Source organism: Aeribacillus sp. JST-2 (genome assembly GCF_056032925.1).
The window spans coordinates 24,246-46,990 of record NZ_JBVVUU010000021.1 but is presented as its reverse complement, the minus strand read 5'-3'; the positions used below and the strand labels follow the sequence as shown (position 1 = coordinate 46,990).

General features: G+C 41.1%; 19 protein-coding genes and 4 pseudogenes. 17 read left to right on the top strand and 6 right to left on the bottom strand.

Annotation, left to right across the window (positions count from 1 at the left end):
* Window positions 1-218: 218 nt before the first annotated feature.
* A pseudogene (locus AC0KTX_RS11480) lies at window positions 219-1,070 on the top strand (ABC transporter substrate-binding protein); the annotation flags it as partial.
* Between the two features lie 179 nt (window positions 1,071-1,249).
* On the opposite strand, the gene AC0KTX_RS11475 reads toward AC0KTX_RS11480, so the two are convergent.
* Window positions 1,250-1,993: a DUF3784 domain-containing protein gene (locus AC0KTX_RS11475; protein WP_474252310.1), complete on the bottom strand. Its 744-nt coding sequence runs from the start codon at window positions 1,991-1,993 to the stop codon at window positions 1,250-1,252.
* Between the two features lie 220 nt (window positions 1,994-2,213).
* Between AC0KTX_RS11475 and AC0KTX_RS11470 the strand changes: the two genes are divergently transcribed.
* Window positions 2,214-3,011: an ABC transporter ATP-binding protein gene (locus AC0KTX_RS11470; RefSeq protein ID WP_474252309.1), complete on the top strand. Its 798-nt coding sequence runs from the start codon at window positions 2,214-2,216 to the stop codon at window positions 3,009-3,011.
* Window positions 3,012-3,149: 138 nt separating this feature from the next.
* Here AC0KTX_RS11470 and AC0KTX_RS11465 read toward each other — a convergent pair.
* Window positions 3,150-4,486, bottom strand: a pseudogene (locus AC0KTX_RS11465) (5'-deoxyadenosine deaminase).
* A 175-nt stretch (window positions 4,487-4,661) separates the two neighbouring features.
* On the opposite strand from AC0KTX_RS11465, the gene AC0KTX_RS11460 reads away from it, so the two are divergent.
* The 15 genes and pseudogenes from AC0KTX_RS11460 to AC0KTX_RS11390 all read left to right on the top strand — a co-directional run.
* Entirely contained in the window at window positions 4,662-5,024 is a 363-nt protein-coding gene (locus AC0KTX_RS11460) for a Na-translocating system protein MpsC family protein (RefSeq protein WP_339212478.1), read from the top strand.
* Between the two features lie 169 nt (window positions 5,025-5,193).
* On the top strand, window positions 5,194-6,036 hold the full coding sequence (locus AC0KTX_RS11455) for a creatininase family protein (protein ID WP_327873890.1): 843 nt from the start codon (window positions 5,194-5,196) through the stop codon (window positions 6,034-6,036).
* Window positions 6,037-6,088: 52 nt separating this feature from the next.
* Window positions 6,089-6,469, top strand: a complete 381-nt coding sequence (locus AC0KTX_RS11450) for an FAD-binding oxidoreductase (RefSeq protein ID WP_474252308.1) — start codon at window positions 6,089-6,091, stop codon at window positions 6,467-6,469.
* Between the two features lie 21 nt (window positions 6,470-6,490).
* Window positions 6,491-7,429 (top strand): hypothetical protein, encoded by a 939-nt coding sequence (locus AC0KTX_RS11445; RefSeq protein ID WP_474252307.1) that lies wholly within the window; start codon window positions 6,491-6,493, stop codon window positions 7,427-7,429.
* 123 nt (window positions 7,430-7,552) lie between these two features.
* Window positions 7,553-8,563, top strand: a complete 1,011-nt coding sequence (locus AC0KTX_RS11440) for an ABC transporter substrate-binding protein (RefSeq protein ID WP_327848060.1) — start codon at window positions 7,553-7,555, stop codon at window positions 8,561-8,563.
* A gap of 42 nt (window positions 8,564-8,605) precedes the next feature.
* Window positions 8,606-9,964: an amidohydrolase family protein gene (locus tag AC0KTX_RS11435; RefSeq protein WP_340733541.1), complete on the top strand. Its 1,359-nt coding sequence runs from the start codon at window positions 8,606-8,608 to the stop codon at window positions 9,962-9,964.
* Window positions 9,957-11,192, top strand: coding sequence for a cytosine deaminase (gene codA, locus AC0KTX_RS11430; protein ID WP_474252306.1), 1,236 nt, complete (start codon window positions 9,957-9,959; stop codon window positions 11,190-11,192). The genes AC0KTX_RS11435 and codA overlap by 8 nt, the downstream gene beginning before the upstream one ends.
* A gap of 93 nt (window positions 11,193-11,285) precedes the next feature.
* Window positions 11,286-11,984, top strand: coding sequence for an NAD(P)H:quinone oxidoreductase (gene wrbA, locus AC0KTX_RS11425; RefSeq protein WP_063386893.1), 699 nt, complete (start codon window positions 11,286-11,288; stop codon window positions 11,982-11,984).
* Window positions 11,985-12,045: 61 nt separating this feature from the next.
* A complete protein-coding gene (locus AC0KTX_RS11420) occupies window positions 12,046-13,071 on the top strand; it encodes an XdhC family protein (protein WP_474252305.1) in 1,026 nt (341 codons plus the stop codon).
* A gap of 142 nt (window positions 13,072-13,213) precedes the next feature.
* The gene (locus AC0KTX_RS11415) at window positions 13,214-13,414 is read left to right on the top strand and encodes a hypothetical protein (RefSeq protein ID WP_341342817.1); all 201 of its coding nucleotides are present in this window, start codon (window positions 13,214-13,216) and stop codon (window positions 13,412-13,414) included.
* Window positions 13,415-13,514: 100 nt separating this feature from the next.
* Window positions 13,515-14,384: an FAD binding domain-containing protein gene (locus AC0KTX_RS11410; protein WP_474252304.1), complete on the top strand. Its 870-nt coding sequence runs from the start codon at window positions 13,515-13,517 to the stop codon at window positions 14,382-14,384.
* 50 nt (window positions 14,385-14,434) lie between these two features.
* On the top strand, window positions 14,435-16,690 hold the full coding sequence (gene pucD / locus AC0KTX_RS11405) for a xanthine dehydrogenase subunit D (RefSeq protein ID WP_474252303.1): 2,256 nt from the start codon (window positions 14,435-14,437) through the stop codon (window positions 16,688-16,690).
* Window positions 16,672-17,202 carry a (2Fe-2S)-binding protein gene (locus AC0KTX_RS11400; protein ID WP_474252302.1) on the top strand — a complete coding sequence of 177 codons (531 nt, stop codon included), beginning with the start codon at window positions 16,672-16,674 and terminating at the stop codon, window positions 17,200-17,202. Before pucD ends, AC0KTX_RS11400 begins: the two co-directional genes overlap by 19 nt.
* Window positions 17,203-17,369: 167 nt before the next feature.
* Window positions 17,370-17,652 (top strand): annotated as a pseudogene (locus AC0KTX_RS11395) (IS3-like element ISEnfa5 family transposase); the annotation flags it as partial.
* A gap of 278 nt (window positions 17,653-17,930) precedes the next feature.
* Window positions 17,931-18,008, top strand: a pseudogene (locus tag AC0KTX_RS11390) (IS3 family transposase); the annotation flags it as partial.
* A 353-nt stretch (window positions 18,009-18,361) separates the two neighbouring features.
* Here the strand turns inward: AC0KTX_RS11390 and uraH are convergent.
* From uraH to AC0KTX_RS11370, 4 genes are all read right to left on the bottom strand, one after another.
* A complete protein-coding gene (uraH, locus tag AC0KTX_RS11385; protein ID WP_340786780.1) occupies window positions 18,362-18,724 on the bottom strand; it encodes a hydroxyisourate hydrolase in 363 nt (120 codons plus the stop codon).
* Between the two features lie 270 nt (window positions 18,725-18,994).
* Window positions 18,995-19,504: a 2-oxo-4-hydroxy-4-carboxy-5-ureidoimidazoline decarboxylase gene (uraD, locus tag AC0KTX_RS11380; protein ID WP_340786783.1), complete on the bottom strand. Its 510-nt coding sequence runs from the start codon at window positions 19,502-19,504 to the stop codon at window positions 18,995-18,997.
* 20 nt (window positions 19,505-19,524) lie between these two features.
* Window positions 19,525-20,847: a nucleobase:cation symporter-2 family protein gene (locus AC0KTX_RS11375; protein ID WP_340881285.1), complete on the bottom strand. Its 1,323-nt coding sequence runs from the start codon at window positions 20,845-20,847 to the stop codon at window positions 19,525-19,527.
* A 186-nt stretch (window positions 20,848-21,033) separates the two neighbouring features.
* Window positions 21,034-22,650 carry a PucR family transcriptional regulator gene (locus tag AC0KTX_RS11370; RefSeq protein WP_094245587.1) on the bottom strand — a complete coding sequence of 539 codons (1,617 nt, stop codon included), beginning with the start codon at window positions 22,648-22,650 and terminating at the stop codon, window positions 21,034-21,036.
* Window positions 22,651-22,745: the final 95 nt, after the last annotated feature.

Here is a 22,745-nt window from a genome sequence, read left to right as displayed (position 1 = left end):
TTGTTCGCTAAGTTTTTGAATATTTATGGGTGAAACCCATTTACCAAATGATGAAATTAGTGTATTCTTGTCCATAACGGTTATCCTTTACGATTGGATTTGGACAGGAACCACCTGTACTTCCATTGTAAAGGATTTTTTTGTTTCGAAATCAATAAAAAATTGAACATTCTTAGTATTTTGAATCATCAGATTTAATTACTGCAATGCTAGTGAAAACACCTATTATTTTTACGCCGCACAGCGGTGGAGTGATGGCGCTTCAAGTATTTAATGAGACTGAAAAGTTTTTGATTGGTGCCTATACGAGTGAACCGGATGTAACTGATGCCGGGAACTCCCTTACGATCGGCATACCGCCGCGTTATGACGGCTACGCGGAACCTTTTACAGATTATTCCATGGAACGGTTTGGCAAAAAATTAGCCGCTCTTCCGCCGTCTACACAATATGGGAAAGACTGGGCAAAAACTTTGCTTCCACAATGGGAAAAGAAGGGCGGAAAGGTTGTATATCATTCATCCATTGATTTTTCAAAGGAAACCGACTTTTTCACCATTGTCACAAATGCTCTTAAAGAGAAACCGGATGTTCTATTTATAGGCGGAGCTTCAGAACCTACTGCAAAAGTGGCAAAGCAAGCTAGAGAGCTAGGATTTAAAGGCGGATTCATTATCATGGATCAGGCAAAACTGGATTTTATGGAAAAAATAACAGGTTCCTATGACGTATTAGAAGGTTCTGTTGGAGTGCTGCCGCTCGTAAAATCTAATGATCCGGGAGCGCCGGCATTTGTCGAAAACTATCGAGCAAAATTTAAAGATGAACCTAGCTCTGAATCAGGGCTCAACTATATCGCTACGTATATTTTCGTTGAAGCGATGAAAGCGGCAAAAACTGTTGACGATGCGGAAGCTATTCGCAAACATATGCAAGATGGACTGGATAATCTGCCAAAAGACAAACGTGTATACGAGATTCCATCAATCGGTGATGACGGAAAATTGGAAGTGAAAAGAAAAGTCGCGGTAGTAGAGGATGGTCAAATTGTTTTGAAAGTAGTAGATTAATAGGTTTTCCGATCGGATTGAGCAATGATTGAAAATTTAAGAGGCTGCCTGAATGGGGAGCCTCTAAATACATTTTCCAATGCAATGTTAATGAATATTCGGATATCGGGCATGAAAAAGAGAATTGCTGTAAAGTTTCCGTTATATATTTGTAGATCAGGGTTCCATGTGCACAATTATCATTCGCTTATCTTTTCCAGTAATTGGTCATACAGCTTTTGCGTTTCGCTCCCGTCTTTTTGATTCAAAATGATATAATCATCATCTTTTTCGATATATACATACGGTGCACGCCCTTTGTAAACAAACAATTTTCCTCCTCCACCGTACGGCTCTTTTAGCCGAAAAGATCCTTTCAAACGATTAAAAGCCGCAAAGCCATTACTTTTGGCAACGACATCGGGAAGTTCATCCAACAGCTTCACACGGTCAATCTCATCAATCGGCCATTCCACACCATATAAACCCGTTACCTTCAACTGTCGGTCATTTATGATCACATCATGCTCCTTAAGTCCCAAATAGCCTAAAACGATAACGAATGTGATCACAATAGCCGCAACAATTCCGGTAATCCAATAATATTTTTTCCGTTTATGCTTTAGTTCATATTTTTGTACATAGATCGAACCGCCGAGCAGTACGATGAGAAACAGCAGCATGCCTATTTCAAATCCATATGGGATTTGAAAAAGTGCTAAAATGACCGAAATGAACAAAATGATGAACGTATAAAACAGCAATCTACCAATTGCCTGCGGATAACCATTTTCAATTAATTGCTGCTGTTCTTCTTCTGGTCTGTTGTAGAAGCCCGATATTAAGCTGTAATCTTGCTTCTTTACGACTAAATACGTCAGGCCCCCGTGTATGATAAGTGTGAACCCCATAGTGATTAAAAAAACGATCGTATCTGTTGACACAATGGTTCCCCCTTACGCTTTACAAAACATTTTGATTATTTCTACGGTTTTATCTTACAAATGTTTCACTCGCATAAATACCTAATGGAACTAAACCAATCTGAAGAAAGAAGAAAACACTTTTGATGGAAAAATCAGATTTTTCAATGATCCTCTCTTCCCTTCAACAGAAATTTTTGGAATAATAATTATAATGTAACGTATGGAGAGGAGCAAGCGTATGGTGATTGCACTTGAAAATGTTTCGCTCATTCGCAACAAAAAATATATTTTGGAGAATATAAATTGGAATGTTGATGAAGGCGAGCATTGGTGTATTTTAGGAAGAAATGGAGCGGGGAAAACAGCATTGCTCAATTTGTTAAACGGCTATTTGTTTCCTTCAAAAGGAACGGTTTCCGTCATTGGATTTACTTTTGGAAAGGCAGATTTTCGCGAGGTTCGGAAACAAATCGGCCTTGTCAGCTCATCGCTCCAAGAAAAAATTTACGGACATGATCTTGTTGAAGAAGTTATTTTGAGCGGAAAATTCGCGTCAATCGGCTTATATGAAACACCGGATGAACACGATTTAGAAGAGATGGGGTCATTGATGACGCTATTCGGGGTGGAAAAACTAAGCGGGCGTACATATGACAGCCTTTCCCAAGGTGAAAAGCAAAAAGTGCTGATTTTGCGGGCGCTTATGCCTCAGCCGAAGCTCCTTATTTTAGATGAGCCGTGCAATGGTCTTGATATATTGGCGAGAGAAGAACTTTTAGGGCTGATTGAAACAATTGCCAAAAGGCCAAATGCGCCAACGATCCTGTACGTGACGCATCATGTTGAAGAAATTTTGCCTTGCTTCACCAATTCCCTGTTATTAAAGGAAGGAAAGGTTTTTGCTGAGGGAAGAACAGAAGAGCTGCTTTCAAGTGAACGATTGTCAGACTTTTTTGAAGCAGGCATCGTGGTGGAAAATTTTCATGGCCGATATTATGCGAAGCTTTTGCAAAACAATCATAATAGATTGTTATAGGGAGAGTGGGGCTGTCTAATAAGTCGATTTTCCGGCTTATAGACGTCCCTTTAATGGTTTAGAAATGTTGATATATCAATGTTTATGATGTTTCGTTTTCAATGGATTTTGACTTTCTAAGACACCCTTTTTCGGATTTCAGTGGAAAACTGCTTTTTCTTTTTTGAGCATTCTTTTGATCGAGCGGTCTGCTTCTCTTAAAACAATTTCCTTGTCGAGTGTTTTTATTTTTTTGTTTTCCATTACAATCTCCCCATTTATAATGGTTGTTTCTACATTATCCCTTGAAGCAGAATAAACGATCCGCGAAATCGGATCAGCTTCAAAGGAAGGGAAAGTATGAAAATGATGTAAATTTAGAATCACTAAATCTGCTTTTTTGCCGATTTCAATACTGCCAATCTCTTTTTCCAATCCGACCGCTTTTGCCCCGCCGATGGTCGCCATTTTAAATACCTCTTTTGCTTTCATTGCGGAAGGGCCGTGCTTCGGCTTTTGGATGAGGGCTGCAAGCTTCATTTCCTGAAACATATTTAAATTATTGTTGCAAGGCGCTCCGTCTGCGCCTAAGCTTAACGAAACTCCCATTTCCATCAGCCCGGGAATATCCGCAATTCCTGAAGCTAATTTTAGATTAGACCCGGGGCAATGGCTAACATTTACTCCTCTGTCTTTAATGATTTTCTTTTCTTTTTCATCCAGCCAGATGCAGTGCGCCAAAATCAATCGTTTATTGGCAAGTCCAAGATAGTCAAGATATTCGATATTTCGCATCCCTGTCTGCTGTTCAACCAGCCTGATTTCTTCCTGATTTTCCGCTGCATGAGTATGAACTTTTACTTGATATATTTCAGAAAGCCGTTGAACTTCTTTTAACAGTTCTTCTGTACATGAAAGGACAAATCGGGGAGAAAAGGCATATTGAATTCTTCCGTTTGCAAACATATGCCATTTTTCAAGCAAATCAACGCTTTCTTGGAGAGAATCAGTTGTTTTTTCGCGAAGCTCCATTGGCACATCGTCGCCACGATCCATCATCACCTTGCCTGATAAAGCTCTGATTCCGCTTCCTGCAATCGCTTGAAACGCTGCTTCTGTATGGTGAACGGTTTCCATATCGACAATCGTTGTGGTCCCGCTTTCAATCAATTCTCCAATGCCGAGCAATGCGGAATAATAGATCGATTCCTCATCATGTGCTGCTTCCAATGGCCAAATTCGTTTTTTCAGCCAATCTAACAATTCTAAGTCATCCGCCCGTGAGCGGAAAAGTGTCTGGCATAAGTGAACATGGGTTTGAATGAAGCCCGGAATGACGGTCCGATTTTCTGCATTGATGATTTGATCGGCGTCGCATGCAAGATTTTTCCCTATGTTGCTTATGATGCCATTTTCGATGAAAATATCTCCCGTGAAAATTTCATCCGCATGTTCATCGTAATAATTTGTGCGTTTTTGATCAACAGGCTCTTCATATTCCTTTCTCCTTGCTATAAGTATTGAAATTCATTCTAAGAATGTATGCAGGTAAATTCAATAAAAATGTAAGAATTTATGACAAAAATAAAAAAATGTGGAAAAAAGTTAACAAAGAAATAATCAAACATTTTGAAAAATTGTAAAATCATTTTTAAGAAAAGAGGTGGTTTTTTGAAAGACAAAAGCCTTTTGACAGAACAGAGGCAATCATTAAAAAAAGATATTGCGAGAATTTACAACGAAGTAAATAAAGAAATTTTTCAAACAGGTGTGATTCAACTGCGAGTTGAAGTAACGGATGAAAAAATTTTAATTTTCGGGTTGCATAAACGGGATCCTGCTTTGCAAATTCTTGAAAAAGTAGATGGGGCTTTGACGATGTGGGCAGATTCGTTATTAATTGATGAATTTAAAAAGCGATTTAAATATAAAATGGAAACAATTGTCGGACTTAACGTTTTTTCGGTTTTAAAAGATTATGATCCTTCCACTGGCTCAGCATGCTTGACAATTATTCTTAAAAAAATGAGTTAGCTTGAAGGACGTTTTCCGTCCTTTAGGCTATCCATAGTTCATTCGGTATTGTTTTGATCCTGTTTACGGGATGGAAACAAGCCGTAGGAAAGAAAAGACTTATTGTTTTTCTTTTCCTGCGGCTTTTCTTTTTTCACAAAAGTAATTATTTGTTCGGAGGGGATACGGCATGGAATTTCGCTACCAGGGAGAAGCGTTTGAACAGAAATTTTTTGCAAGACTAACGAGTAAGGAAATTGCTGAATTGCCAAAGCAAAATGCTTTAATCATTTTGCCGGTTGGCGCAGTTGAACAACATGGGCCTCATTTACCGGTATTTACTGATTCTTTAATAGCGGAGGGGATTTTGCATTCAGCTTGCAAACATTTAAAAGAAGAAGATAATATTTGGATTTTGCCTCCAATTGCGTACAGCAAAAGCATCGAACATCTCGGATATGCAGGAACCATCTCATTATCTGGGAGCACTTTAGAGGCAATGATCAAGGATATTGCCGCAAGTCTGAAAAAAAGCGGATTTAGAAAATTCGTCTTATTTAATTCACATGGAGGAAACCATGATTTACTCAATTCCGTTGCCCGCGATATCCGCATTGAAACAGGTTTGATGACTTTCCGGTTGAACAGCTATGACTTCAATATCTCAGAGGATCTCATTGAGGAAAAAGAGGCTGCATACGGAATCCACGGGGGAGAAATCGAAACATCCTTCATTCTTTCCTTCAAAACCGATTGGGTGAAAAAAGAGCTTTGTCCCGATGAGTTCATCCAGTTTCCGGAGAGCGCAAAGCATCTTCAATTAAAAGGCAGCCATTATGTTGCTTGGAGGATGGAAGATATTTCGAAATCCGGGGTTTTAGGAAATGCAAAAAAAGCTTCTAAAGAAACGGGAGAAATCATCGCCAACCGTTTGGGTGAAAAGCTGGCGGTTGTTTTGCGGGAAATGGCGGAATTCGAAATGGAAGATCTCATTAACATGTCTTCCGAAAAGCAGTACAGTCCTTTGACATAGAATGGATGATCAATTGTTTCAAACATAAAGAAAACTTTGGAGGTGTGGAAGCATGGCTTGGAAACAAGAAATACAGCAGCTTTTAGGGAAGGAAAAAGTTCTGTTCGATGCAGCTTCAAGAGGAAAATTTTCTAAAGATTATTATTGGTATTCACCCATTCTCGCACAAAAGCTAAAGGATAAACTGGCCGATTGCATCGCCTTTCCGGAGTCAGAAGAGGAATTAGTTTCGTTAATATCATTCGCCGTAAAAAGAAAAATTCCGATTACGGTCAGAGGTGCTGGAACAGGAAATTATGGTCAGGCCGTACCTCTTCAAGGCGGTATTGTGATCGACATGACGAGGTTTCATCAAGTACTTGAAATCGGCGAAAACGCTGTAACGGTACAAGCGGGAATAAGAATCGGCAAGCTTGAACGGATATTAGAGTGAAGCGGAAAAGAGCTGCGAATTATGCCGAGCACATATATTCAAGCAACGATTGGCGGTTTTGTGGCGGGAGGATCGGGAGGAATCGGCTCCATTACATGGGGCAATTTGTGGGACGGCAATGTGCACAGCGCTTTCGTTTACACAATTGAGGAAAAGCCGAGAAAAATTGTTGTTTCAGGCGATAAACTCGAGCAATATATTCACAATTACGGAACTTTAGGTGTCATGACAGAGCTGCAATTGCCGATCGAGGAGAAAACAGATTGGATGCAAGCAATGGTTTTTCATGACCATTTAGATGAAGCGATAAATTTCGCCCATCAATTTTCGGGAATAGAAACTATGAAAAAAAGGCTCTTATCAGTATGTGAAGAAGCTTTGACAAAGCATTTCGCTCCTTTAAAACAATATATTTTGCCTGAAAAAACGTTAACGATGATTGAGGTCGATGAAAAAGCAAAAAGTGAATTTGTCGAACTCGTTTCCGAACATAAAGGAATATTGGCACATACCATTCCTGCCAATCAGTATCGAAAAGGGGTCCGCCTTTCGGATTTTACTTGGAACCACTCCACGCTGTGGGCCTGCAAAAATGAAGACAATATTACTTACTTGCAAGTTGAGTTTGATATTCAACACCTTTATCATCAAGTCCATTTGTTAAAAAAGGAATTTGGCGGAGAAGTCCTTCTTCATTTTGAATTTATAAAAAGAAACGGAGCAATTATTCCAACGGCCTTGCCGGTCGTTCGCTTTACAAGCGAGAAACGGCTGTATGAAATCATACAATTTTTCCTGAATATAGGAGCTAAAGTGCATGATCCGCATACTTATTTGTTGGGATTCGGCGGTTGGAGTTTACGAATGGATGAAATCATAAAAATCAAGCAAAAAAATGATCCGTTTTATTTGCTGAATCCAGGAAAAATAGCGGACGTCACCTCTTATGCACAAGTGTAACGATGGGAAAATGAATTGAAACGGCTGAAATATACCGAAAAAAGTTCTTATTATCGGCACTAGGTTCTTGGCATGAAGCAGAAATGTAACTAGAAAAATATCAAAAATGGTAGGAGGATTCGTATGCAGGCAAAAGGGAAGGGATATACAAAAATCTTCATTTTATTTCTACTCGTTCTTTTAGCTGGATGCGGCAGCCAATCAGCTTCAACTAATAACGAAGAAGTCAAAGAGGACTCAGAAAAATTGGAAAAAGTGAAGCAAGTCACGAACTGGTTTGCCGAACCGGAACATGGAGGCAACTATGCAGCTTTGATGAAAGGCTTTTATAAAGAAGCAGGCATTGATATGACAATAGAGCCAGGCGGGCCGCAAGTTTCCCCCATTCAAATAGTGGCATCTGGGGAAGCCGATTTTGGAATCACTCAAGCTGACGATATTTTATTAGCTCGCGATAAAGGAATACCCATTGTGGCGATCGGAGCCATTTTTCAAGTGAATCCGCAGGCGTTGTTGTACCAGGCTGATCAAAATATTAAAGATTTTTCCGATTTGAATGGGCGAACGGTGTACACGGCACCTGGAACAGGGTACTGGGCATATATAAAAAAGGCTTATCAGCTCGACAATGCGAAAGAAATGGCATATAGCGGACAGTTGACTCCATTTATAGAGAATAAAGAGTCAGTTACCCAATGCTACATTACGGCGGAGCCTTTCGCTTTAAAGCAGCAAGGAATCGAAACGAAATATTTACTGATTCACGATTCCGGCTACCAGCCTTATGGCAATGTAATATTTACAACCGAAAAAATGGTGAAAGAAAAACCTGAACTCGTCAAACGGTTTATGGAAGCGACAACGAAAGGGTGGGAGTATTATAAAGATCATTCGGATGAAGTAAATCCATTTATACATGAATATAATCCTGATTTATCAATGGAGGCGCTCGAATATGGGGCTGAACAGCAGCTGAACTTAATTTTCGGGCACGATGCGAAAGACCACGGCTTCGGCTATATGTCTCAAGAACGGTGGAACACCTTGCAAAATCAACTCTATGAACTAGGTTTAATTAAAAAGAAAGAAGATATCGCCAATGCCTACACAAACGAGTTTTTGGCGAAAAATTAAAAATGCGCCTCGGAGCAAGTTGGGCAAAAAGGGGAGAAAGCTATGAGTCAACTGCATTTGCTGAATGTTTGTCTGCCGCTTGAAGATCCTGGTTCTCTCTTTGAAATCATCATTAACGATGATCGATATGAAAAAATCACAAAGCAGCCTTCTTATCTTCAGCGCGAAGACTTTAAAACTTTAGAGGCCCTTAACTCATCCTCCGATTCATTCATTGATTGTCAAGGATATGTGTTGCTGCCCGGCTTTGTTGATGCTCATATGCATTTAGATAAAGCCTATTCTCTCAGGAAAGTTCCGAACGCAAGCGGGACGCTTCAAGAAGCAGTAATAAATTACCGGAAGCAATCTCCCCATTTCACGGTGGAAGAAATTGAGTATCGGGCGATGAAAACTGCACTGAATGCACTAAGCCATGGTACAACAGCCATTCGCACACATGTCAATTTTGAATTGCCTTTAGGGGAAGACGTCGTGTTCCGGGCGTTGACAGCTGTTTTAAACGTAAAAGAAAAATTAAAACAATACATTACGATTCAAGTCATTCCAATGTTTTTACTGCCTGACGACGATTCGAAACGAGAGCTGGAATGGATTGAACAAGCGATCAAAATGGGGGCTGATGGAATTGGCGGAGCTCCTCATTTAGCTGAAAACCCTGAGAAGCAAATTGACGGTTTATTTTCATTGGCGGAAAAGTACGACAAACCGATTGATTTGCATGTAGATGAAAGTGATGATCCGAACGTATGCACACTGGATTATATTATCCAAAAAACAATGGAGCGGCAATATCACAATCGCGTTGTAGCCGGCCACCTTTGCTCTTTGGCGCCAATGGAACAAGAAAAAGCTCTTTCTTTAATTAAACGGATGGCGGCGGCACAAATTGGAGCGGTGACGCTGCCGGGTGCCAATATGTACTTGCAAGGTCGATTTGATCAAGGGATTGTCCGCCGCGGCGTCACAAGAATTCATGAAATTTTGCAAAGCGGGGCGACGCTTGCAACTGCTTCCGATAATGTTCATGATCCATTTCATCCATTCGGGAAGGCGGATTTGCTGCAAATCGGTTTGCTAACTGCATATGTTGCCCATTTAGGAAGCGGTGAAGGCCTAAAACAAATTATTCGGATGATTACCGAATATCCGGCCAAATTATTAAATTTAAATAATTACGGTGTAAGATGCGGAGCGAAGGCAAGCTTCGTTCTATTAAAAGCTAGATCAGTAGAAGACATCTTTACGAATCTGCCTGTTGAAAGATATGTGTTCCGAAACGGAAAACTGCTCTATCAATCTAAAAAAGCTGAACATTGGAACGATCGCCAGTTGTTGATGTATCAGCACGAGACGGAAAGCCAATATGTAAAATTTGAAAGGAATTTACAATATGTATGACCTTGTATTAGAAAATATCAGACTGCCCAATCAAGAAAGGCATCATTTTATCGGGATTCAAAACGGGATCATTGCTGAAATTTCCCCTTATCCCCTGCAAGGAAAAGCAGTGATAGACGGCTGTGGAGATTTAGCCATGCCGCCATTTGTCGAAACACATATTCATCTTGATACGGCATTTACTGCCGGAGAGCCGAGCTGGAATCAAAGCGGCTCGATATTAGAAGGAATTTTATTATGGAACGAACGGAAGCAAACTTTGACGATGGAAGATGTCTACGAGCGAGCCAGGAAGGCGCTGAATCAATTGATGAAATTCGGTGTTTTATATGTAAGAGCGATCGCGGATATTTCCGATGAACGCCTCGTTGCTTTAAAAACATTGCTGAAGCTGAAATCAGACTTGCAGGACATCATCCATTTGCAAATCATTGCTTTTCCTCAAAATGGTTTACTCTCTTGTCCGGAAAATCAGGAACGGATGCTTGAAGCAATCAAGCTGGGCGCTGACGGGGTCAGTGCTGTTCCTCACTTGGAAAGAACGAGGGAGGAAGGGATCGAATCCATTCAATTCTGCTTTTCTTTGGCTGAAAAATACGGCCTATTTCTTCATTTCTTTTGTGACGAAATCGATGATCCGCAATCGAGGTTTATTGAAACAGTTGCATCATTGGCGATTTCATCAGGACTGGAAGACAAAGTGACTGCAAGTCATGCGTGTGCAATGGCCTATTATCCGGATAATTATGCTGCCAAATTATTAGATTTGATTGCGAGTTCCAAAATTCATATTGTAGCTTGTCCTCTGATCAACACGGCAATGCAAGGAAGATATGATTCCTATCCTAAAGGGCGAGGGATTACGAGAATAAAAGAGATGCTGCAAAAAAATATCAATGTTTGCATCGCCCATGACGATATCATGACCCCGTTTTATCCGTTAGGTAACGGGAATATATTGCAGGCTGCACATATGGCTGCTCATGTAGGTCATTTAACGGGAATGAAGGAATTGGAGGAATTGATTAACATGATATCGATAAACGGAGCCAAAGCTCTGCAAATTAACGATTACGGAATAAAGGTAGGAAATGAAGCAAATATCATTACGTTCCCGGTTGATCATGCTATAGATTTGATTCGCCTTCAGCCCCATTGCCGCTATGTGATAAAGAAGGGCAGAGTTTTGCTTCACACCAATCCGATGGAAACCGTTTTTTATATGTAATTTAAAAGGCTTTGATTCTGTCCCAATACTGATATAGAAATATTCAAATCGGTTTTTATTTGTAATTTTAAAAGGTTAGGAGCAGAAAGCTTTATGGCAAATATTTTAGTTGTTTTTTATAGTGCTTTCGGACATATAAGACAAATGGCGCAATCAGTTTGCGAAGGAGCAAAGGCGATTGAGAAAACAGATGTACGATGTGTAAAAATTCCCGAATTTACTGATCGTTTAATTCCGGCTATTAGAGAAAATCCGTTGATGATTGATAAAAAAGGAATTTCCGCAACATTTCAAATTGGAAAAAGAAAAGAAAATTATGAGCGTGAAAGCGAAAAGCAGAAAATATTTAAAACAGCGGAAATAGAAGATTTCCACTGGGCAGATGGAGTGATATGGGGATTTCCGACGTATTTTGGATCGATGCCGTCCCAAGTTAAATATTTTTTAGAAACTATCGGCGACCTTTGTGTGGAAGGCGTACTGGAGGGAAAGCCCGCGGGCATCTTTACAAGCGCTGGTTCCATTCATTCCGGGCATGAAGCGGCCATCTTAACATCCATCGTACCGCTTCTCCATTTCGGAATGATCATTATCGGATTACCTTATACTCAAAATCCGGAATATTTAACGGACGCCCCCATTGGCGGAACTCCGTATGGACCAACAGTTTTAGCCGGCCCTGATGGTTCGCGAAAGCCGTCTGATGAAGAATTAAAAATGGCCGGTCGGCTAGGGAGAAACGTGGCGTATATTGCCAACGCATTGTGTATGCAAAGAGAAAGAAACAGTTGATGATTGCGTTTGAACAAAACAATCATTCTCATTACTTTTCTTTCATAAGAGGGGAATTGTTATGGACTATATCCATGAAATTTTAAAGATTGCAACAACTGAGCCAAAAAAAGCTGTGCTTGCCACTATTATTGATGTGGAAGGCTCCGCTTACCGAAAAGAAGGAGCAGCAATGCTGATTCAGGAGGATGGGGAAACAATCGGCGTAATAAGCGGCGGTTGCCTTGAAAATGACCTGCAAGAAAGGGCGAAGCTTTTGCTTGAGGGCGAGTCGCAATGTATCGTATATGACTTGAAAAGCGAAGATGACTTGTCGTGGGGAAAAGGCGCCGGCTGCAACGGCGTCATACGCATCCTGTTGGAGTGCATCGATGACCGTTTGCGAAAGCATTTATCCCGGCTGCATGATTTGCTTCAAAACGGCAAGGACGTTTTCATCCTAAAACAACTCGGCAAAAATTTTTCCGTAAGCAATTATTTATTTTTTACAGAAGACACGGAAACGTTCGGGGAATGGGCTGGTGCGGTGCCGAAACAAATCGATGCCATAGCTGCGCAAGAGAAAAGCGGATTAGTTTGGGTCAATGAACTGTCCTCATATGTTTATGTTCAGCGATTTGAGCCTAAACCGAGATTGATTATTTTCGGTGCCGGTTCGGATGCTGTACCACTGTCGCATTTCGCTTCGCGGACCGGTTTTTCGGTTATCGTTAGTGATTGGAGAGAAGCGTTGTGCAATAGATGGCGTTTTCCTGATGCCGATCAGCTTATCATCGCTTTCCCGCGGGAAGCGGCAACGAAAATATATTTTTCCCCCCGCGATTTTGTTGTGCTGCTGACACACCAATTTCAACAGGATCAAGAGCTTTTAAAGCTGTTGTTGCAGCAAAACCTGCGATATATCGGGGTCAACGGTTCAAAAGAACGGACAAAACGCTTGCTGGGAGATCAGGAAATTCCCCGAAACGTTCATTCACCTGTCGGCTTGTCTATTGGGGCAGAAGGCCCTGAAGAAATCGCGATCAGCATTTTAGCAGAATTAATTCAATTGACAAAGCTTCGATCTCCTCAGAAGGTGCGTGCATAATGAAGCCGCAATCACATTTCACAAAAAACCAGGCGCTAATCGGAATGCCAAAGTCACTTGACCAATAGACGAACCGATGGTTATGTACCGACGCGGTATCTAAACTTGTCAAGCCCCTTTTTAGAGTTCTTTTAAAGGCGGCTTGGAAAAGTCGATAGCAGAGCAAGCGGTGCAATTGCACAAAACAGCCGTTTATTCAACTGGAAATCATCAACGATCTCATTTTTCAATACGAAACTTGATACGCAGCAATAAGTTGTTTGATGAGGATGCTGCCAAGCTGGATCGCTTGCCGAGTCCGCCGATTTTGTTATCCCTATTTAAGGAAGCGGACAGGCGATAATGGTGCATAATCGGTCAAATGCGGACGTCCACAAGGCATTTCCGTTTCTAATCGCAATATGGTTGCAAAAGCACGTTATTTTACTATCAAAGGAAGGGGGATGAAGTTGAAAACATTGTCCTCAAAAATATGGATGCCAACAGATTTAAGAGAAGCATGGCGATTGCGGCAGCTATTGCAATTAGAATCACACTTTATAGCCGGCGGAACATTATGGCAAACAAAATGGGAAAAAGGAGCACCGCAGCCATCTCATTTAATCAGCCTTGAGAACATAAAAATTTTAGAAGCGATATATGAAAAAGAAGATGGCGGCCAAAACTTTCTTCACTTGGGGGCGCTTATCCGATTGGCTGACTGCCTCCGCCATCCCATTATAAAAGCGAAATGGCCTTTATTGACCAAAGCTGTCAAGACCATTGCTGCACCAGCCGTGCGCAATCTTGGAACGATCGGCGGAAACGTCGCCTCAACAATTGGTGATGCCATCCCCGCCCTGTTAGTGATGGAAGCGAAAATCGGATGTTTTGATGGGGACGACATAAAAAAAATCGATTTAGATCATTGGTTGAATGAAGAATTCAAGGATGATCTTATAACGGAAATAGTGGTGCCGGAAATTTCAGCTCCGCCATCATATGTCCATTTTTATCAAAAAATTGGGAGGAGAGAGGCGTTTTCAGGCTCTGTCGTCACCATTGCAGGGATAATCGGCCAAAATGACAACGGAACAATTGACTTTGCGCGGTTGGCAGCAGGCGGAGGCGAGAATCGTCCAAGGCGATTAAGAATAACGGAGCAATTGCTGGCCGGACGCAAGGTTGAGTCCGCTTTACTAAAAAAGGTGCATGATGCGCTCTTTTCTGAATTTCAACCTGTCGGCGATGCTTTTTTTTCAGCGGATTACCGCAGGCGGGTCGCCGCCAACATTGTCATAGCAGAATTAAAAAAATTAGAGGAGAAAGATTAATATATTCAAATACGAGCTTTTTCAATTTGTATTATGAAGAAGGGAAGGGAATGAGATTGAAACAAGTGTGCATCAGACCGGACGGAGTAGGAAAAGTAACTGGACATTTAAAGTTTTTAACAGATCTTTCGTTTCCGAATATGCTGTTTGCAAAAATTTTGCGAAGCGAATATCCGCATGCCAATATCGTTTCGATCTCAACGGAAAAAGCGGAGGAATTGCCGGGAGTTCGGGCTGTCATTACAAGCAAGGATGTTCCAGGTTTAAACGGGTTTGGCTTAATCTTTCCTGATCAGCCTGTTTTATGCAAAGATAAAGTTCGTTTTGTCGGCGATGCTGTCGCGGCTGTTGCTGCGGAAACAGAGGAAATCGCCGAAGCGGCGCTTCAGCTGATCGAAGTGGAATATGAGCCGCTGCCGGTTGTTGATGATCCGGAACAGGCTATGCTCCCTTCTTCTCCGCAGCTCCATCCGAACGGGAATATCCTACACCAAGCATCTTATCAAAGCGGCAATGTGGAAGAAGCATTTCAATCATGCGACTGTATTGTAGAGGAAACGTATCAACTTCCAAGGCAAATGCATGCGTACATGGAAACAGAGGGCGGGGTGTTTGTTCCGGAAAAAGACGGCACTTTGACGGTGTATGCCGGCACTCAGCATGGATATAAAGACCGCTATCAATTAGCCCGCATTTTAAATATGCCGGAAGAAGACATCCGCGTCGTCTCAAGCCCGCTTGGCGGCTCTTTTGGCGGAAAAGACGAATTAAACATCCAGCCGTACGGAGCCTTATTGGCGCTGAAAACGGGATTTCCTGTAAAAATTCATCAAACGAGAAGGGAATCGGTGCGGTCAGGAATCAAAAGGCATCCGATGAAAATTAAAATGAAAACAGGTGCGAAAAAAAACGGCAAAATCATCGCCCATCAAGTGCGAATTATAGCGGATACCGGCGCATATGCAACGTTAGGCCCCGCAGTATTGGATTTTGCGGTTGAACATGCGACAGGCCCATACATGATCCCGAATATTCAAGTTGAAGGCTATTCGGTTTTTACGAATAACGGTGTTGCCGGTGAATTTAGAGGCTTTGGAGGAAACCAAGTAACCTTCGCATTGGAAGGGCAAATCGATCGCTTGGCAGTCAAGCTTGGAATGAGTCCGCTTGAACTCAGACAAAAAAATCTGCGCCAGGCACATGATCCCGGTCCTGTCGGGCAAAAAATCGCCCCAACTGACGGCGCTCAACAAGTTTTAAAACAGATCAGCCAATCGAAACTATTAAACAGCTGCCGAAAACAAGATCATAACGGCTTGATTAAGACAGGCGTCGGGGTGGCAATCACCATGCACGGCGGAGGGCTGGGCTATGGACGTTTAGATCCGGCTGGCGGGAGAATTTCATTGAACGAGGAAGGAAAAATCGAAATTGCTTTTGGGTTTGAAGAATTTGGCCAAGGCTTGCTCGCAGTGATTGAACAAATTGCCATTCGAGCAATAGGCTGCTCCCGAGAGGATTTACACATTGTCATCGGCGATACGTACAAAGTCCCGCGTTCAGGCTCATCAACTGCTTCAAGGGGTACGAGCATGGTTTGGCAAGCCATTCAACGGATGAAAGCTCCGTTTCAAAACAGCCTGTTGGAAAGAGCCTCGCAATGTACGGATGTGCCAGTCAGTCAATTAAAAATAGGCGAAAAAGGTGTTTGGCACCAAGATGAGCTGCTGATTTCATACAAAGAACTGGCAAAACAAACGATAGACAAGCCGCTGATCATTGAAACTCGATTTGACTTTCCGGCAACCCCTTGCTCCATACCAGGCGGACATTTTTTATATTCGTTTGCAGCTTGTGCCGTTAAGGTGGAAGTAGATCTGGCAACTGGATTTGTTCGTGTAAAACATTTAGAGCAAGCCGTTGCCGCTGGTCCTGTTATTTTTCCGCAAGGATATTTGGGACAAATTGAAGGCGGATCCGTGATGGCGTTAGGCTATACATTAACGGAAGAAGCGCTGATAGAAAACGGAACATATGTAACGGAAAACTTTGATACGTATTTAATTCCGACGATAAAAGATGTCCCCCTTTCGATTGACATCACCGCAATCGAGGAGCTGTGCGAAGAGGATGATTATGGGCCAAGAGGCGTCGGGGAAATTGGCACGGTTGCTGTTGCCCCTGCCATCGCAATGGCCATTTATGATGCGACTGGCATCTGGGTGAATAAGCTGCCGGTATCAAGGGAAGAAATCGTCAATAAGATGATGGAAACGGAGATGAGCAAATGGCTGACAAGCAAATGAGCTCAAGCATAAAATTACCGTCTGAAGAACGAATGCGCATGTCGATTTTTGTGAATGGCAAAAAGAAAGAGCTTGAGATTCATCCGGCCGCTCGGCTAGTTGACATTTTAAGAGAGCAGCTGCATCTGACTGGCACAAAGATTTCCTGCGGAATTGGCCGCTGCGGCGCCTGCTCTGTCATCATGAACGGCAGGCTAGTGAATGCCTGTTTAGTTAGAGCTTATCAAGCAAATGAAAAAGAAATTGTTACAATTGAAGGACTTGCGGAAAAAGGGCTTCATCCGATTCAGCAGGCGTTTTTGGAAGAGGGAGGTTTCCAATGCGGATATTGCACCCCAGGAATGATTATGGCTGTCAAAGCGATTTTGGATCAATATCCGAATCCAACTAGTCAGCAAATAGTTGACGGTTTATCAGGAAATCTTTGCCGATGCACAGGCTACTCCGGTATTATTAGAGTAGTTCAAAAGCTTGCTGAAAAAGAAACATCTCGCTTAGACAGCAAATGTTAAGAAGGCGGAGCAGTTCGGCGATTTTTTTAACATGATCAGTTGAAAGAAATTATAGATTTTAGCGTTTTTCGGCTTGTTTCCTTGTCTGCAGCGTTAAAAATTTATGGCTATCGCCGAATGAAATTCGTCATACATCGAAAATAAATGACCCATAAACGAATATATGCCTGATGAAAACAACCGGTATTCAATCTGTGATTCGTTGTAAAAAGAACCGTTACGTTTCATCATCAGCGGTGCATGTGGCTGAGAATGTATTAAATCGCAAATTTTTCAGCAAGTAAGCCAAAAGAAAAATGGCTGGCGGATGTCACGGAATTCAAGATAGGAAACGGTAAAAAAGCGTATTTGAGTGCAATTCTAGATCTGTATAGTTATGTATTAGGGCATTCGAACAATCATCAACTTGTGTTTCAAACAGTTGATCAGGCTATCGCAAGGGTCAAGTCCAACCCTGCCCTAGATTCCTGGCAAATCACCGCTTTTTTTTACACAACATTCAGGACTTAATCTATCACAAGTTTAAAAGAACATAAACAACTTTTGATTTATAGTACATCTCATGGGCTTGAGAAGCGAATAATCGAAGCAAAGCGAACACATAGTATGTCAAGAGTGGGACGCTGCATGGAAAACGACCCAATGGAATCTTTTTGGGCAACCTGAACGTGTGAAAGGTATGATCTGAAACGATATGAAACGTTTAAAGCGTTACAACAAGCGATTAAGAGTTTTATAATAACAAACGCTATCAAGAAAAATTAAACGGCTTAAGCCCATTAGAATTTAGAGCTCAAGCCGTTTAAAGCAATTTTATGATTTCCATTGTCTGCTTGACAGGGGACAGTTCAACTTTTGGACAATCCCTTTAAGAAAGTTATTTTCTTTGTCTCATCACCATATTCTGTGATGTTCACACAATTCCGGAAATAAGTTAGCGAGATTGATACTCAATCTAGAGTAGCTCCTTCGTCAGCTTGCAGACCACTAAGTTGGTAGATGGAAGCGGTCAAGTGCTTTCCTTGACGGATTCCATTCTACCAACTAGACGATTTTTTTTGTTTTTTTAAATAAAGGGAGCCTCCAAAAAGTCAGCGTAACTGACTTTTGGAAGGCCCCGTTTTTTCATGACGTTGTTGAAGAAAGTATTTGTATCCGATTAACTTCCCCGATACACTTGATACCCCCACGGTGAAATAAGCAATGGAACATGGTAATGGGCATTTGCATCAGAAATGCCGAAGCGGACGACGACGTGATTAAGAAACAGCGGTTCCTTCAAGGATAAACCTTTGTTTTTAAAATAATCTCCAATGTAAAACAGAAGTTCATAAGTTCCCGGTGTTAATTGCTGCACAGTGATGAGCGGTTCGTCAACCCGACCGTTTTCGTTTGTGAATGCGGTTTTGAGCAGCTGTTTTTCCGTTTCGTTTTGATCTGTAACAGAAAACAGCTCGATTTTGACGTTTTGTGCAGGCGTACCGTGAGTTAAATCTAAAATATGTGTTGTTAATCCTTTCATATTCCATCTCCTTATTGACCTTTTTATTTGCCTCGTTTTTCATTTTGGAAGCCCGTTTTGTTACTTTGGAAGCGCTTGTCTGACGGGGCATGGCATTTGAATCACGGCTTTCTTTCACTATATAACCAGCGTGTAGTTTCTTTGGTTATTATTTCTCAGCAGATTCAGTTGTACCGCCATTTATGGCGCTTAAAAAGATATGGCTTCGTACTGTGCAAAAGATCAAAAATTACGAAAGTCAATTTGTTCTATCAAAATGGAATGTACGTGTCAGCATAGATTTCTCTCTTCTTTCACTATATCCTTCAGTCGATAATAGGCAATTTTTTTAATTTCTGCTATTGCTTGCTCTATCTCTGCTTCCGCATTGTTTTTGATTCGCTGTTTAATCGATGCAAATATTTCCTGCTTTGTTTTGCCGCGCACAGCCAAAATAAACGGGAATTGAAATTTTTCCATATACGTTTCGTTCAATTTTAACAATCGATCGTATTCTTCATCTGTCAGTTTTTGCAGTCCCGCTTTTTGTTGTTCTGTTTGCGAAAATCGGGTCATTTTTGTTCTTGCGCCTAAAGCAGGGTGATTGCGAATAAGCGCCAATTTTTCGTGTTCGTCAGCTTGATCCACGATCTCAGCCATTTTGGAAAAAAGCGATTGCACGGAAGAAAACGGGCGGAATTTTTCTGCTTTTTCTGCCACCCATGTTGAATCTTCAAATATCCCGCCTAGCTTCTCAATAAATTCAGCCGCACTGAGTTGGTTAACTTGTTCTATGTCCATTCGCCTTTCTCCTTTCGTTTTTAAAATTTGATCGTTGTCGGTTTTAACTGTTCGGCAGCAGAAGATTTTTTCAGTGAGAAATGGTGAAAAAATAAGTTTAAAAAGATGGCTGTAAGACTGCCTGTTATAATCCCATCACTAAAAAGAATTCGCAGCATAGGCGGCAGCTGTGCAAACAAATCAGGAACAACTGTGGAACCCAATCCGAGGGAAATGGAGCAGGCAATTACTAACAAATTGCTTTGCTGTTGAAAATCAACAGTGCTTAACATTTTAATGCCTGAAGAAACGACCATGCCAAACATGATCACCATTGCTCCCCCTAATACAGATGTTGGGATCATCGTAGCAAAAGCAGCAATTTTCGGAATAAATCCAAGGGTGACAAGTATAAAGCCGGCAACGATCGCAACGCTTCTCGTTTTTATATTTGTCAGCTGCACAAGTCCGACGTTTTGAGCGAACGTGTTGTACGGGAAAGCGTTCAAAAAACCGCCGATGATGAAAGCCAATCCTTCGGCACGATATCCGCGCGCAAGATCTTGGTCGCTAAGATCTTTTCCGCAAATTTTGCTTAGGGCTAAAAAAGCGCCAGTCGATTCAATCATGATGACAATGCCCACTAATGTCATTGTTAAGATCGGCACAAGCTCAAAAGTAGGTGTACCGAAATACAAAAATTTCGGAGAATGAATCCATGAAGCTTGCATTACTTCTTTCACATCAACCTCTCCCATAAAAGCCGCGGCGATCGTACCCGCGATAATCCCGATAAGCACAGAGATTGCCCGAAAAAAGCCTGTGAAAAATCGATTCATAAACAAAATCAAAAGAAAAACCCCAAATGAAAGGAGCAAATTTTCCGGATCGCCAAATTTCGGACTTCCTGCACCGCCCGCCATGTTTTTAATCCCGACCGGTATTAAGGACAGTCCTATAAGGGTGACAACTGTACCTGTCACGACCGGCGGGAACAATAATCTTGTTATTTTGCCAAAGAGCGGAGCAAAAAGAATAATGAATATTCCTGCGGCAATGATCGATCCATAGATTGCATTGATGCCGTACTCTTTTCCGATCCCGATCATCGGTGTAACAGCAACAAATGAAGCACCTAATATGGCAGGTAAACCAATGCCGAAATATTTTGTTTTGAACGCCTGCAGCAGGGTGGCGATTCCGCATGTCAATAAATCAATCGCAACTAGATATGACAGCTCCTGCGTCGAAAGGTTTAACGCTCCTCCGACAACAAGAGGAACAACAATGGCGCCTGCATACATCGCCAGTACATGCTGCAAACCAAGTGAAAAAAGATGAATTCCTCCATTTTTATTTGTCAAGTGACCTCTCCTCCTCTTATGTAAAAAAATCTAACATTAGATGTTATTTGTTTTTCATAATAAAAGAACGATGTAGTGAAGTCATTGGTTGAATTACATAATCGTTTTTGCAAAATTTAGTTAATGTATCTAAAGCTTTATAGACAAATTACATTTTCATTTACTAAAGCTCTTGCCTCAATTTTTTTATAATTGAAGCAAATTTTTTATGCGGAATGCCAAGCGGAGGCTAATAGTGGCTTCTGGATCCTTTAAGCTTTTTCCGATGAGCTCCTCGCATTTTTCTAATCGATAGATCACCGTATTGCGATGAACGAAAAGCTTTTTGGCTGTTTCAGAAATTTGACAATGATTTTCCAAAAATAAAAACAACGTTTGCAGCAGAGCCTGTTTTTCAGTGTCTGCCGGGTCTGAAAGGTTTGTCAAAATCTGTTCGTAAAAATCAATCAACTCTTCTTTTGGAATCATTTTCAATAACGTATAAATATCTTTTTTCTTATGAATTTGAATGAATTCTTGATTTCCGGAATACTGTTCTTCTTCCAGCACTTCCAACGCTTCTTTATAGCCTTTTTTTACATCTAAAAATTGTTGGCAAAGACTGCCGATGCCGAATGAGACAGTCCGTTGGAACCTGCTTCTAATTTTCGCTTGCAATTCCTTTAAAAACGGCATGATGGAAGAATGAAGCTCCAGCCATGATTTTTGAATCGGGAAGAGCAAAATGCCTACGTTCCCCTTCACAAAAAAATGAACAGGATTTGGGAACGCATCAGCTTCTTTTTCCATAAATTCAAAAATCCGTTCATTTTCTTTATGGAATTGTGTAAACGTTAATGATTTTTTTCTTTCATCCAATTTTCCTGCTGCACAAAAATACGATTGATCATTGCGAATTTTAAATTCTTTTGCTTTAATGACAATCTCTTCTTTTGATTGAAAGGCGCCATCTGTAAAATTGATAAAAAATTCATTTTGAACTTTTCGTTTATGTTGTTTAAGAGCATTTTTTTTCATCAATTCAAATGAAATGACATTTGTCGCTTGTTCAATCGTCAACACAAGCGAAGGACTGTGAAAAGGAATGGCATCAAAAACAATTAAACATCCGCTGTTGCTTTCATGAGTGTAAATGGGAAAAACGGAAACAGTTCGTTTACTAGAAATAATGGAAAAACAAGTGTAAGAGCTTGGCTGTAAGAAAAAGCGAAATCCGTCTGTGTACATTTCCTCGATTTCCGGCAGACTCGATGTAACGGAAGATGAAGAAGCAATCATTTGAAAGTGCTGATCCAACAGTAAAATTGGACAGCCGATCAAGTTTGCCAAATTTTCCAGTAATGAGACGAGCCCTTTTCCTCTTAAAATATGGTTTGTAAATTGCTGATGGATTTCAATCGCATTGAGCAATTCGTTTGTCCGTTTGTCCAATATATAGCTTAATGTCTGGTTCACAACTTCCCCTAACGTAACCTCAATCGGCAATTCAATAATTGGGAAATTTTTTTCATTTGCATACTTCAGGCAAGCCTCCGGAATTTCTTCCAAAAATCGCTTCATTTTAATTGCCAACCCTGCACATTGCTGATCCGCCATATTTTTGATGAGTGCGAGCAGATCATTCGGATTGTCTTTTAAATGAAAGGCAGTTGTTACAAGCAGTTCATTCGCTTTAAGGAAATCGATGATATCCGGTGCATCCATCATATTGACGCTGAAAACTTCTCGATCTTTTCCGTTATGGCCGGCGATGAGCTTGGCATTTTTCATAACGGGAATTTTTAATATTTCGGAAATTTTCATTTTTTCAGCCCCTTTGTCTTCAAATTTTAGTGAACATGCACAAAAGATGGTGAAATTTATATCAAAATTGCCAATGTATATGAAAAAGAATAACG